General features: G+C 62.7%; 10 protein-coding genes. 6 read left to right on the top strand and 4 right to left on the bottom strand.

All coding sequences use genetic code 11. The features are described 5' to 3' along the window. The first annotated feature begins 1 nt into the window (after position 1). The 4 genes from NCR38_RS19565 to NCR38_RS19550 are packed head-to-tail and all read left to right on the top strand — an operon-like array spanning position 2 to position 5,572. Positions 2-2,101, top strand: a complete 2,100-nt coding sequence (locus tag NCR38_RS19565; protein ID WP_061120775.1) for an ABC transporter permease — start codon at positions 2-4, stop codon at positions 2,099-2,101. 27 nt (positions 2,102-2,128) lie between these two features. Further along, positions 2,129-3,073 (top strand): 3-hydroxyacyl-CoA dehydrogenase, encoded by a 945-nt coding sequence (locus tag NCR38_RS19560; protein ID WP_061120776.1) that lies wholly within the window; start codon positions 2,129-2,131, stop codon positions 3,071-3,073. Positions 3,074-3,088: 15 nt separating this feature from the next. Beyond that, complete coding sequence (locus NCR38_RS19555; RefSeq protein ID WP_061120793.1) at positions 3,089-3,991, top strand: SMP-30/gluconolactonase/LRE family protein; 903 nt, start codon at positions 3,089-3,091, stop codon at positions 3,989-3,991. Between the two features lie 51 nt (positions 3,992-4,042). Then, entirely contained in the window at positions 4,043-5,572 is a 1,530-nt protein-coding gene (locus NCR38_RS19550; protein WP_061120777.1) for a class I adenylate-forming enzyme family protein, read from the top strand. On the opposite strand, the gene NCR38_RS19545 is transcribed toward NCR38_RS19550, so the two are convergent. The 4 genes from NCR38_RS19545 to NCR38_RS19530 are packed head-to-tail and all read right to left on the bottom strand — an operon-like array spanning position 5,565 to position 10,066. Beyond that, positions 5,565-7,001: an efflux transporter outer membrane subunit gene (locus NCR38_RS19545; RefSeq protein ID WP_061120778.1), complete on the bottom strand. Its 1,437-nt coding sequence runs from the start codon at positions 6,999-7,001 to the stop codon at positions 5,565-5,567. The genes NCR38_RS19550 and NCR38_RS19545 overlap by 8 nt on opposite strands. A 10-nt stretch (positions 7,002-7,011) precedes the next feature. Then, positions 7,012-8,172, bottom strand: coding sequence for an ABC transporter permease (locus NCR38_RS19540; protein WP_061120779.1), 1,161 nt, complete (start codon positions 8,170-8,172; stop codon positions 7,012-7,014). Beyond that, positions 8,169-9,113, bottom strand: a complete 945-nt coding sequence (locus NCR38_RS19535) for an ABC transporter ATP-binding protein (protein ID WP_061120780.1) — start codon at positions 9,111-9,113, stop codon at positions 8,169-8,171. The genes NCR38_RS19540 and NCR38_RS19535 overlap by 4 nt, the downstream gene beginning before the upstream one ends. Further along, positions 9,110-10,066 carry an HlyD family secretion protein gene (locus NCR38_RS19530; protein WP_061120794.1) on the bottom strand — a complete coding sequence of 319 codons (957 nt, stop codon included), beginning with the start codon at positions 10,064-10,066 and terminating at the stop codon, positions 9,110-9,112. The genes NCR38_RS19535 and NCR38_RS19530 overlap by 4 nt, the downstream gene beginning before the upstream one ends. A 421-nt stretch (positions 10,067-10,487) precedes the next feature. Here NCR38_RS19530 and NCR38_RS19525 point away from each other — a divergent pair, with 421 nt between their 5' ends. Both NCR38_RS19525 and NCR38_RS19520 read left to right on the top strand, forming a co-directional pair. Beyond that, on the top strand, positions 10,488-12,911 hold the full coding sequence (locus tag NCR38_RS19525; RefSeq protein ID WP_409241434.1) for a penicillin acylase family protein: 2,424 nt from the start codon (positions 10,488-10,490) through the stop codon (positions 12,909-12,911). A 373-nt stretch (positions 12,912-13,284) separates the two neighbouring features. Beyond that, positions 13,285-13,659 (top strand): DUF4148 domain-containing protein, encoded by a 375-nt coding sequence (locus tag NCR38_RS19520; protein WP_086961469.1) that lies wholly within the window; start codon positions 13,285-13,287, stop codon positions 13,657-13,659. Positions 13,660-14,017 lie beyond the last annotated feature (358 nt).

Below are 14,017 nucleotides of genomic sequence, written 5' to 3'. Positions count from 1 at the left end.
CATGAAGATAGCCGTTGCGTCGCCCGAAAGCGAGATCGTGCGGCCGGGCGCGCGCCTGGGTTGGGGCGCGCGCATCGATCATAATCGCGGGCTCATCATCGCGATCAGCGCGTTGCTCGCGATGCTCGCCGCATGGGTCGCGCTGTCCGCGACGCCCGTCGGGCTCTATGACATCGGCTCGGTGATTTCGAGCGCGACCACGCTCGCGCTCGCGGCGATCGGGCAGACGATCGTCGTGTTGTCGGGCGGCTTCGATCTGTCGGCGTCGGCGGTCGTGTCGCTCGCGAACGTGCTCGCGGTGCGCTTCGTGCAGGGGTCACCCATCGAACAGTGGGCGGGCGCCGCGCTGATTCTCGCGATCGGCGGCGGTATCGGCCTCGTGAACGGCGCGCTGATCGCATGGTTTCGCCTGCAATCCATCGTCGTCACGCTCGCGACGATGTTCATGGTGCAAGGCCTCACGCTGCTGATTCAGAACAAGCCGGGCGGCAGCGTTGGCGATCAGTTCGGCGCGGTGCTCACGGCCGATCTCATTGCCGACAAGATGCCGATGTCGGCCGCCTTGCTGATTCTCGCGTTGCTGATCTGGTCGTTCATCAAGCGCACGCGCTTTGGCGTGGGGCTTTATGCGCTCGGAAGCGATCCTGACGGCGCGTATGCGAACGGCATGCCGGTCACGCGCTATCGCATCTCGACGTATGCGCTCGCAGGCATGTTCTACGCGGCGGCGGGCCTGTATGTATCGGCGCAGACGGGTTCGGCCGATCCGCTCGTCGGTCGTCCCTTGCTGCTTTCGATGTTCACTGCCGTCGTGCTCGGCGGCACGCTGCTTGGCGGCGGGCGCGGCGGTTGCGTCGGCACCGTGTTCGCCGCGATGACGCTGATGATCACCGTGAACATCCTGCTCGTGCTGAACGTGTCGGCGTTCTTCACGACGATCGCTGAAGCCGTGATCCTGATGCTCGCGGTGCTCGGTTCGTCGATCGGCAAGCAGTCGGCGGCGCACGAATCCGCCCGTCATGCGGCGCAGTGGTTCAAGGCGATGCGAACGGGAACACGGGCGCGCGACGACAGAAACGCGCGACGCGTCACGTTCGAGGTCGACGATTTTCGTCCGGTCGAGAACACGGAGTTGAAGGGCCGTCCGATCGCCGACTGGATCGAGCGCAATCGCGAATGGGTCAAATATGTCGTTCCGGCGTATCTGCTGTTCTTTGCGGTCGTCATCATCACGGGCTTCGTCTATGGTCCCGGCGTGCTCGTCAGCGCGAACTTCTACAGCAGCCTGCTCACGTTGACCTTGTTCCTCGCGATTCTCGGGCTGGGGCAGGGTGCGGTGATTCTGACGGGCGGACTCGATCTCTCGATGCCCTGGCTCATCACGCTATCCGGCGTCCTGTTGACAGGACTCACGCACGGCATGAACGGCGCGGCCGCGTGGGCGGTGCCGATGGTGCTGCTCGTCGGGTTGCTCGTGGGCGTGTTCAACGGCGTGGGCGTCGTCATGCTCGGCTTGCCGCCCATCGTCGTCACGCTTGCTGCGAATGGCTTGCTGCAAGGGCTGACGCTGATCTATTGCAACGGCTCGCCGCAAGGATGGTCACCCTCGTCGATCAGCGAATTCACCAACGGTCGAGTCGGGCCGCTGTCGCTCGCGGCGTGGAGCGTGCCGGTGTTTCTCGTCGTCGCGTTGTTGCTGTTGCATCGCACGCCGTTCGGGCGGCGCGTGTATGCGCTCGGCAATTCGCCCGTCGCGGCGAAGCTCTCGGGCGTGCGCGTAGGCAACACGTTGATCGCCGTATATTGCCTCTCCGGTCTTTGCTCGGCGATCGTCGGCCTGCTGCTCGCGGGGTTCAGCTCGCAAGCGTTCCTCGGCATGGGCGATCCGTATCTGCTGCCGTCGATTGCCGTGGTCGTGGTCGGCGGCGCGCTCATCACCGGTGGACGCGGCCACTATCTCGGCGTGTTCGGCGGTGCGTTGCTGCTCACGGCGCTCGGGACCTTGCTTGCGGGAACCACCGTGCCGCCCGCGGTGCGGGACATCATCAACGGACTCGTCGTGCTGGCGGCTGTCATCACGCTGCGGGACAAGAAAGGCTGAACCAACTCGAATGAGGAACAGACACAGATGCAAGCGAAGAACATTGCGGTGATCGGCTCGGGCCGCATCGGCCGCGCGTGGGCGATCGTATTCGCGAAGAGCGGTTTCGACGTGAAGATTCACGATGCATCGAAGGACATGCTCGCGGGCGCGATTCCGTCGATCCGCGAAAGCCTGCAGGATCTCGCGTCCTTTCACCTGATCGACGAACCCGTCGATACGATCGTCTCGCGCATCACCGCATGCGAAAGCCTGGCCGACGCCGTCGCCGATGCGGATCTCGTGCAGGAGAACATTGCGGAAGTGGTGGAAGCGAAACGCGCGTTGTTCGTCGAACTGGATCGTCTGACGAAGCCTGATGCGCTGCTTGCAAGTTCGACCTCGGGACTGCCCGCATCGACATTCACGGAGGGTATTGCAGGCCGCGCGCGCTGCCTCGTCGCGCATCCGGTCAATCCGCCTTCGCTCGTGCCGCTCGTCGAGTTGTGCGGCGCGCCGTGGACCGCGCATGAAGCGGTGGAGCGCGCCCGTGCCATCTATGAACGGGCGGGACAAAAGCCCGTGACCGTCAACGGGGAAATCTCGGGGTTCTTGCTCAATCGACTGCAAGGCGCGCTGCTCGACGAAGCGTTGAGCCTCTATGAACAAGGCTATGCGAGCGCCGCCGATCTCGACACCGTGATTCGCGACGGCCTTGCGATGCGCTGGTCGTTCATGGGGCCGTTCGAAACGATCGACCTGAACGCGCCCGGCGGCGTGGCGGATTACGCAGCGCGCTACGGCGGCACGTATCGCACGATTGCGTCGGGGCGCACGCCGTTCGACTGGTCCGCCGATACGCTTCACAGGCTCGATGCGGAACGCCGCGCCGTGCTGCCGCGCGAAAGCATCGAGGAACGCAGCCGCTGGCGCGATCGACGCCTGATGGCGCTGCTCGCGCACCGGCGCGATGTCAAGGACGGTGACGACTAACCAAAGGAGATGACGATGGCCGAAGTACGCTTGCTGGTCGATGCGAACAATCACCTCGGCGAAGGGCCGCTCTGGGACGTCAAGGAGGAACGCCTGTACTGGATCGACAGCACCGCCGCAGAGATCTATAGCTGCCGCGCGGATGGCAGTGACGTAAAGCGCTATTTCGTGCCGCGTCATATCGGATCGATGGCATTGCGCGAGCAAGGCGGCGCGGTGGTCGCGCTCGCGAACGGCCTGCATTTCTACGACTTCGACGCGCAGACTGTGCAGTTCATCGCCGATCCGGAAAGCGACGATCCCGAGACGCGTTTCAACGACGGCAAGGTGGATCGACGTGGCCGCTTCGTCGCGGGGACGATGTCCTACGATTTCGATCGCTACGACGCCGATCGCGGTCAGCGCTCCACGCGCAGCGGCGGTCTCTACCGGCTCGATACGGACGGCAGGGTCGCGCGACTCGATAGCGGCATCAGTTGTTCGAACGGTCCATGCTGGAGCCCCGACGACCAGACGTTCTACTTCACAGACACGTACAGCAAGGAGATGTACGCATACGACTACGACATCGAAACGGGCGCGGCGACGAACAAGCGCCTCTTCGCATCCGCGCATGACATGGCGGGCACGTTCGATGGCGCGACCGTGGACGAGGAAGGCTATGTCTGGTCCGCGCTCGTGTTCGGCGGGCGCATCCTGCGCTTTGCGCCTGACGGGAAGCTCGATCGCATCGTGCCGTTTCCGGTGCGCAATCTGACGAGCGTGATGTTCGGCGGGCCGAATCTCGACATCCTCTATGTATCGACGATGGGCCGCCCAATGTGGGGCATTCCGCAGAAAGAGCGGGACAAGGGCGGCTTGTTCGCAGTGACGGGTCTCGGCGTGCGTGGCATTCCCGAGCCGCGTTTCGCAGGATGATGCACGAGCGTTATCATGCGTGCCTGAAAGTCACGAACGCTATCGCTCGATATGGATACGAACACGCTCATTGCGTCGCTGCCGTCGCGCATCGACGCGATCGTCTCGCGCGGCGCGAAGGCGCATCCCGATCACATTGCGTTGCATGAAGACGCGCGGACGCTGACCTATGCGCAACTCGACGATGCCGTCGATGCGCTCGCCGCGCGTCTTGCGGCTGCGGGCGTACGAGCCGGCGACCGCGTGATGCTGACCGGCGAAAACAGCGTCGCGCTCGTCGCATCGCTCTTTGCCGTGAGCCGTCTCGACGCATGGGCGCTCGTCGCGAATGCGCGACTGTCCCCTGTCGAACTCGATGCGATCCGCGCGCATGCGACGCCGCGCATCGCCCTCTATACCGTGGAAGCATCCGACGATGCCGCGCGTCACGCGCAACGCGATGGTGCCGTGGTCGAATCGCTCGAAGCAACGCCGATCGGTGCGTTTGCGCTGAGCGCCATCGAAACGACTTCCGCGCAAGAACCGCACGGCCTGCCTTCGGACCAGCAGTGCGCGGCGCTCATCTACACGACCGGCACGACAGGCGCACCGAAAGGCGTAATGCTGTCGCATCGCAATCTGCTCTTCGTCGCCGCGGTGTCGAGCACGCTGCGCCGTGTGGGTTCCGACGATCGCGTGTATGCCGTGTTGCCGATCTCGCATGTGTTCGGTCTTGCATCCATGTGTCTCGGCTCGCTCTATGCGGGCGCGACGCTGCGGCTCGCGGCGCGCTTCGACGCCAAGCGCGCGGGACGCGTGCTCAGCGAGGAACGCATGACGATCTTTCAGGGCGTGCCCGCGATGCACGCGAAGCTGATCGATCATTTCACGCCACGCGGCGGCCTGAATGCACCCTCGCTGCGATTCGTCTATAGCGGCGGCTCGCCGCTCGACACGACACTCAAGTCCGCTGCCGAAGCGTTTTACGGCGTGCCCTTGCACAACGGTTACGGCATGACAGAAAGCAGCCCGACGGTGTCGAACACGCTGCTCGATGCGCCGGCGCGCGATTCGTCCGTGGGCCCGTTGATTCCCGGCGTCGAGGCGCGCATCGTGCCGCTCGCGCGTGAGAGCGAGAGCGACGACACCGGCGAACTATGGGTGCGCGGCCCGAACGTGATGCTCGGCTATTACCGTGATGCGGTGCAAACGGCCGCCACGGTGACGACGGACGGATGGCTCAAGACCGGCGATCTCGCGCACTTCGAGGACGGCAATCTGTATATCGTCGGACGCAGCAAGGAGCTCATCATCCGTTCGGGCTTCAATGTGCATCCCGCCGAAGTGGAGCAGGCGTTCAACAGTCATCCCGCCGTGCTGCATTCCGCCGTGATCGGGCGAAGCGCGCGGGGCAACGAGGACGTGCTCGCGTTCGTCGAACTGAGGCCAGGCTGCACGGCGGATGAAGACGAACTCGCTCAGTGGGTGAGCGCTCGGCTCGCGCCGTACAAGCGGCCTTCCTCGATCCGCATTCTCGGTGCGCTGCCGGTGTCGGCGAGCGGCAAGGTGCTCAAGCATCGGCTCGGGACGCTCGCTAATTAGTCGATGCAACCGGTTTGATCGCAGCTTTCGTGTCCTCGCCGGCGCCGCCTAGCGACTGAAAGAGCGCGGCCGTATCAGACAGGCGGCTCGCTTGCGCGAGCGCGTAATCGAGTTGCGTTTGCAGCGCCTGGCGTTGCGTGTCGAGCAAATCGAAACGGCTCACGCCGCCTGCCGCATACCGCGCGTTGTTGGTATCGAGATTCGCTTGCGCCTGGTTTGCTGCTACGCGGCGCGCTTGCAATGCATCGCCATCGTTCTGAAGCGCCGTCAGGCTGTCGGCGACTTGCTGAAGCGCGTCCAGCACGGTTTGTCGATAGGCTTGCATGGCTGCATCGTAAGCCGCTTCCGACGAACGCTTCTTCGCGCGCAGTTCGCCACCATGAAACAGCGGCTGCGTGAGATTCAGGCCGACATTCCATACGTTCAGGCTATTGAGCATGTCGTGGATGTTCGTGCGCTGGGTTCCCACGCCCGCCGAAAGCGAGAACTTCGGATAGAGATCGGCCGTGGCCACGCCGACATTCGCGCTCGCCTGATGCAGCAACGCTTCCGATGCACGGATGTCGGGACGTTCGCGGGCGAGCGTCGAAGGCAGCGTGAGCGGAACGCTGTCTGGCAGACGCAGCGAGTCGAGCGTGATCGCATCGAAGTCGGCGACGGAAGGCTCGACGCCGATCAATACCGCAAGCCGGTGATCGGCCTGATCGCGTTGCGTGACGAGCGATGGCAGATTCGCGCGCGTCTGCTCGACGAGCGTGCGCTGGCTGCGCACATCGAACAGCGCGACGCCGCCCGCTTGCAGTCGGCCTTCCATGATCGACAGTTGCCGCATCTGTGCATCGACGAGGCGCTCGGTAAGCGTGATCTGTTGCTGCACTGAAGCGCGCCGGATCGCGGCGGCGACGACATTGCCCGCGATCGAGAGACGCGCCGCATCGAGTTCGAAGGACTGGTAGTCCACTTGCGCGCGCAACGCTTCGAGCGCCCGCCGCTCGCCGCCGAAGATATCGAGCGTGTACGACACGCTGACCGATGCATCGTAGAGCGTGAAGGGGCCGGGGCTCGGAATGGGCACGCCGAACGCGGCCGGGTCCACCTTCTGGCGCGTGCCGGAGACCGAGGCGTCGATGGCGGGGAAGTACGTCGCGCCCGCTTGCGCGCGGTAGTCTTCACGCGCTTGCACGAGCTTCGCACGGGCTTGCTCGAGCGTGGGACTGTCGCTCAATGCGCGATCGACGAGGCGGTTTAGCGCATCCGAGCCGAACTGCGTCCACCAGCGCGGCAACGCGTGATCAATGGCGGGAAAGCTTTGCGCCGCGACAGTCGTTTTGACATAGGTCTGCGTAGCGGGGGGCGCGGGCGCGTGAAAGTCGGGGCCGACAGTGCAGCCGCACAGCACGAGCACACAAAGCGGAAGAAGCGGTTTCATCGACGTCTCCCTAATCGAGCGTGCGCCGGTAGAAGCGCAGCGCAATACCCATCACGATGACGGTGAAGAGGACCATCGGCCAGACCGAAGGCCACAGGTCCGCCCAGCCGTTGCCCTTGAGCAGAATGCCGCGTATCAGGCGATTGAAGTAAGTGAGCGGCAGCAGATTGCCGATGAACTGGGCCCACGCGGGCATGCCCGCGAATGGAAACATGAAGCCCGAAAGCAGAATGTTCGGCAGGAAGTAGAACATGGTCAGTTGCATCGCCTGAAGCTGATTCTGCGCGAGCGACGACAGCGTGATGCCCACCGTCAGATTCGCGGCGATGAACAGCAGCGCGGCGAGGTAGATTGCGAGCGGATTGCCGACGAGCGGCACATGAAACACGAAGCGCGTGGCCGCGAGAATGATCGATGCCTGAATGAGGCCGATGAATACGTAGGGCACGATCTTGCCCGTCATCACTTCGACGGGGCGCACCGGTGTCGCGAGCAGGTTCTCCATCGTGCCGCGTTCGCGTTCGCGTGTCATCGCAAGGCCTGTCATCATCACGAGCGTCATCGTGAGGATCACGCCCATCAGGCCAGGCACGACGTTGTATTGCGTGATGCCTTCGGGGTTATAGAGGTTGTGGATCTGCACGTCGAAAGCGGCGGGCGTGCCGTTCAAGCGCGCGAGCGGGCCGGTGAGGTCCTTGCTTGCCACGGATTGCACGAGCGCTGACAGTGAATTGCTCGCTTTGCTGACCGCGTTTGGATCGGTGGCGTCGGCTTCGACGAGCAGCGCTGGCCGCTCGCCGCGCAACAGCTTGCGCGAGAAATCGGCTGGAATGCTGAGCACGAAAAGCACGCGGCCTTGTGCGAGCGCGCGGCGGCCGGCTTCGTCGTCGGGCAGCGTGTCGACGATATCGAAGTAGTCGGAGTGCTCCATCGCAGCGATGAAGCTGCGCGAAAACGGGCTTTGATCGCCGACGATCACGGCGGTGGGCAGATGCTTCGGGTCCGTGTTGATCGCGTAACCGAAGAGCGCGAGCTGCACGATCGGCAAGCCGATGATCATGCCGAATGTGATGCGGTCGCGCCGAAGCTGCAGAAACTCCTTGATCACAATGCTCCACCAGCGCGTGACGGAGAAGCGCGCGAAGAGCGCGATGCGATCGCCGGCCTTCATGACCTCACCTTGAAGTTGTCGGTCGAGCGGCTCATCAGATAGATGAAGACGTCTTCGAGCCCGGTTTCGATGGGCTCCGCACGCGTTGCGGCGTCTTTCGTCGCATCACGCACGGCCTGTTCCAGCGCGGCATGATCGCTGCCGCTCACATGGAGCGCCGAGCCGAACACGACCGTCTGATCGATGCCCGGTGTCTTGCGCAAGCGCTCGGAGAGCGCGCTGAGATGCTCGCCGTGAATGCTCCACGTCGCGAGGTTTTGCGACGCGATGACCTCGTTCGCGGTGCCTTGCGCGAGCAGCTTGCCGTATGCGATATACGCGAGCTTGTGACAGCGCTCGGCTTCGTCCATGTAATGCGTGCTGACGAGAACGGAAATGCCTTTCGCCGCGAGCCGATGCAGCTCTTCCCAGAAGTCGCGGCGCGCGGTGGGATCGACGCCCGCGGTCGGTTCATCGAGCAGCAGCAGTTTCGGCTCGTGCAACATGCATGCGGCGAGCGCGAGGCGTTGCTTCCATCCGCCCGAGAGCGAACCCGTCAGTTGCTTCGCGCGGCTTTGCAAACCCAGCGCTTCGAGCGCGCGGTCCACGGCTTCGCGGCGGTTTTCCATTTGATAGATGCGCGCAACGAAGTCGAGATTCTCGCGGATCGTCAGGTCTTCCCAATACGAGAAACGCTGCGTCATATAGCCGACGTTGCGCTTGATCTCTTCGCTTTCGCGGACGATGTCGTAGCCGAGACACGTGCCGCTACCCGAATCGGGCGTGAGCAGGCCGCACATCAGGCGGATGGAGGTTGTCTTGCCACTGCCGTTCGGGCCGAGAAAGCCGAAGATCTCGCCGCGCGCGACCTGCAACGACACATCGTTGACGACGTGCTTGTCGCCGAAACGCTTGTTGAGATTGTGTACGTCGATGACGTAAGGTGTGTCTTGCGCGTTCATTGCACCCTCACCGCGACGGGTTGGCCGGGATGGAGCTTCGCTGCATCGGCCCGTTGCGGATGCGCCTCGATCATGAACACGAGCTTCGAGCGGTTTTCGTTGCTATAGATCACGGGCGGCGTGTATTCCGCCTGATTCGACACGTAGGAGATCGTCGCGGGCACGTCTTGCGCGCAGCCGTCGCAATGAATCGATACGGCGCGCCCCGCCGCGAGACCGCCCACTGCGCTCTCTGGCACGAAGAAGCGAACCTTCACGTTCTGCGGCGGCAGCATCTGCACGACGGGCGTGCCAGCCTGCACCCATTCTCCGACGCGATAGAGCGTGTCGTACACGAGTCCGTCCGCTGGCGCCGCGACACGCTTTTGATCGACTTTCCATTGAGCCTGGACGACGAACGCCTTCGCGGCGGCCACTTGCGCGCGCTGCGCTTCGATCTGCTGAGGACGCCCGGGCAAGCGTGCGATGTCGACTTGTTCGGCGAGATCGCGCACTTGCGCAGCGGCAGCATCGGCATTGGCGCGCGAATCGTCGAGTTGTCCTTTTGCGATGCCGCCTGCACTGAACTGCGCTTCGTCGCGGCTCAGTTGCAATGCGGCCTTGCGGGCGTTCGCGCGTGCCTGCGCGAGTTGCGCGCGCACCGAAGCGATTTCGGGTGCGCGCTTACCTGTGAGGATGTCTTCGAGTTGCGACTGCGCGGCAGTCAACTGGCGTTGCGCCTGATCGAGTGCCGCGGTTTCATCGACGGATTCGAGCGCGAACGTGCTCGCGCCCGCTTTAAGCGTTTGCCCGCGGGCGACGGACAATGTGGCGAGCTTGCCGGATTGCGACGAGCCGAGGTAGACGAACTCTCCCTCGACATAGCCCTGATAGACGTCGCGGTCCTGATGAGAGCACGCCGCGAGTGCCGCGGCGAAAAGTAGATAGAACGGTATGCCGGTGATGCGGCTCATGGCGTACTCCATGATCAGGTTGTCTTTCATTTGGTTGGTCTACCAAACAATAAACGAGGCGCTTGGTTGCTGTCAATCGGAGCGCGCCTGGGGCCCGCGCTTCGGCGTTCAAGACAAGGATAGAAGAGGACTGCGTCGGCAAGGCGTCTGCCGAATGAAAGCGGGGAACGGGCGCTCGGAGCGATGGATTCGTACGCTCGGTCACGAACCGGTAGCGAGGAAGTAAATACCGGCAAGTCGCATGGACGGTATGAGTAAAAATGACACGCGGGATGTGCTTGCATTCTCGTGCGTGCGCTACTTCGTGTATCGAAATCCAGTCTGGCAGGACAAGTCCACCTTTGCGCGTGCTGTGCATTCGCATTACATTGCGATATCCGCGTGACTCGAATCAATACCGATAAAAAAAGGAGACGCCAAGATGAAGGGAAGGAAGAGACAACGCCTGCTCGCACTGATGATCGGTGCATCGCTCTGCGGACCGCTTGCGGCCCGAGTCGCGCTGGCTGATGCTCTCGCCGACGAAACGATCGCTGTAGCGGGACTCTCGCAGCCATCGGACATTCTGATCGACCACTGGGGTGTACCGCATATCTTCGCGGCCAACGACAGCGATGCGTTCTTTGTACAAGGCTTTAATGCCGCACGCGACCGTATGTTTCAGATCGATCTATGGCGCAGGCGGGGACTCGGTGAGCTGTCGGAAGTGTTCGGCCCGGCCTACGTGGAGCAGGACAAGGCGACACGGCTCTTTCTCTATCGCGGCGACATGGCGACCGAATGGCAGCGTTATGGTCCCGATGCAAAGCCTGCTGCCGTGCGCTTTGCCGCAGGCGTCAACGCGTACATCGACTGGCTCGCAGCGCATCCGGACCGCATGCCCTATGAGTTTCGCAAGATCGGCTATTGGCCGGCGAAATGGAATGCGAACGACATCGTGCGCATTCGCAGTCACGGTCTCACGCGAAATCTGACGAGTGAAGTCGCGCGTGCGCGTGTGGCGTGCAAGAGTTCGCTCGATGCTGATTCCGTGCGCTTCGGGCTGCAGCCGCCTTGGAAAGCCCAGATGCCTGCCGGCCTCGATCCATGCCTCCCCGATGACGTGCTCAAGGTCTTCACGCTCGCGACGCAAGGCGTGCGCGTAACGAAGGAGTCGATGAAGAGCGCGGATGCATCGGCGACGATGATCGCCGCAGCCGACAATCCCGAGGAAGTCACCGAAGGCAGCAACAACTGGGTCATCGCGCCATCGAAGTCGGCGACGGGCCGCGCGATCATGGCGAACGATCCGCACCGCGCGTACGCGGCGCCGAGCCTTCGATACATCCAGCAGATCAGCACGCCGACGCTCGATATCATCGGCGCGGGCGAGCCTTCCGCGCCGGGCATTTCGATCGGGCATAACGGTTCGATCGCTTACGGGCTCACGATCTTCAATATCGATCAGGAAGATCTCTATGTGTATGAGCTGAATCCCGCGAATCCGCGGCAGTATCGCTACAAGGGCAAGTGGGAGCCGATGCGCGTCGTGCACGAACAGGTCGCGGTGCGCAACGGATCGCCTGTCACGGTCGATCTGTTATTCACGCGTCACGGCCCTGTGATCTATACGGAGGAAACCAGGCATCGCGCATTCGCGGTGCGTACCGCGTGGCTGTCGCCGGGGATGTCGCCATACTTCGATTCGATGCGCTACATGCGCGCGAAGAACTACGCGCAATTCAAGGCATCGCTCGCGACCTGGGGCGCGCCGACCGTCAATCAGGTCTACGCGGACAAGGACGGCAACATAGGCTGGGTCCCGAGCGGGCTTGCGCCGATACGCCCGAACTGGGACGGCCTCATGCCCGTGCCCGGCGATGGCCGCTATGAATGGGCGGGCTTCTGGCCGCGCGATGCGATGCCTTCGGTCTATAACCCTGCGCAAGCCTATTTCACTACGTCGAATGAAATGAATTTGCCGGCGGCTTATCCGTATGCCGAGCGCAAGCTCGGTTTCGAATGGACCAACGGGTCGCGACATCAGCGTATCGATGAAGTGTTGAAGTCGCTGCCCAAGGTGTCGATCGAAGACTCGGAGCGCTTGCAGAACGATATCGTTTCGATTCCGGCGCGCAGACTCGTCGCATTGCTCGCGCCGCTGTCGAGCGATGACGAAGACACGCGCGCCGCACTCGCGATGCTCAAGGGCTGGGATGCACACATGGGCGCCGATTCGCCGCAAGCCGCGCTCGAAGAGGTGTGGCTGTCGCGGCATCTCGGACGCACATTCAAGGAAGCGGTCTTGCCGAAGAACGCGGCGGCATCGTTCGGCGCACCCGATACAGCCGTGATGCTCGACACGCTCGAACACCCTGAGGCGCGTTTCGGCGATAACGCTCAAGCCAAACGCAATGCCGTGCTGATGTCGAGCCTGCACGATGCCTATGTGGAAATGCGGCATCTGCAAGGCGACGATGCAAGCCAGTGGCAATGGGGAAAGCTGCAGACGAACATGAACGCGCATCCTTTGGCCGATGTCGTCGATGCGGATATGCGCGCGAAGCTCAACGTCGGGCCAATCGGAAAGGGCGGCAGCGCGTATACGCCGAATCAGTCGACGTATCGCGCGAACGATTTCCGCGAGACCAACGGGCCTTCGTTTCGTGTGGTCGTCGATGTCGGCAACTGGGACGGCTCGCGTGCGGTGAATCTTTCTGGCGAGTCGGGTGACCCGGATAGCCCGCATTACCGTGATCTCGCGCAGATGTGGCTCGACGGACAGTACTTCCCGTTGCTGTATTCCCGTAAGGCCGTCGAAGCCGCGACCGAGAAACGCGTGCATCTCGTGCCGGACGCGCATTGAGCATCGGATTCGCGCGCTTCATTGTTGCGAGATAGGCAAGGCATCTTCAACGCGAGCAGCGATGATCTTCACGCTGCCTTGCGTCACAATTCGATCGCGGTGGACGGGTGCTGGCTGGCGCCTTGCCGGACTCCTCATCCGGCTCGTCCTCCGCGCTTTCTCTCCTTCATCTCTCCCGTTGATGCCGACGCCCGTCGGCTGAAAACGTGCATCGCCGCGGGAATAGATCGCGACGTCCCCGGGTTAACCAATCGAAGCCTCAACGCTTGAAACTGATTCGAGTGAGTCGAAGCCGCGCAAGGGCCCTGTGCGTTCGATGAGGTTCGTGGATCGCGTGCGATCCGGTCAACCTTTCTGTCGGAGTGTGAACATCATGAACGCTATCGCCAAATTCGTCGTGTCCCTCGCCGTGGTCGCTGCGCCCACGTTCGTTTTTGCGCAGAGCCAGAACGGCCCGTTGACGCGCGCGCAAGTGAAGGCCGAGCTAGTCCAGCTCGAACAGGCAGGCTATTCGCCAGCGGTGGGAGAGCAAGCCAACTATCCCGCGGATATTCAGGCCGCGGAAGCGAAGGTCGCTGCGCAACAGAACACGAAGGAAACGAACGAAGCATATGGCGGCACGGGTGCCGGCGGCGCGTCTTCCGGTTCCGGCTCGATGCGTGCGCCCATGTGGAGGCAGCACGGTTCGATGCCGGCGTCGGATTGCGTCGGGCCTGCGGGATTCTGCACGCCGTTCTTTGGAAGCTGAACCGTCGGCTGGTTATCGGGCACGGGAAGATCAGTCATGGCTCTTCGCGCTCGCAACGCCTTGGCCTGGACATGGCATTCTTTGACGCCCCTGTGGCCTTAGAAAAAAATTTGCGAAGGGGGCTTGCGAGGACGTCATCGGCCCGTCATAATCTCGTTTCTCTGCTGCTGATGCAGCGACGCAAGACGGAAGGTGAGGTAGGGGTCTTGCGATGTGCTCTTTAAAAACTAACAGCCGATAAGTGTGGGCGCTTGATGTTGAGTGCGGTCTGGTTCTTCGGAGCTGGATATAGCGAAAGTATCAAGAGTCTCACACGAAGTATCAGAGGAAGGTTTTTCCATCTTTGGATGGAGTAAAT

The organism is Caballeronia sp. INML1 (assembly GCF_023631085.1).
Classification (GTDB): Bacteria; Pseudomonadota; Gammaproteobacteria; order Burkholderiales; family Burkholderiaceae; genus Caballeronia; species Caballeronia turbans.
This window is presented reverse-complemented; position numbering and strand designations above follow the sequence as displayed.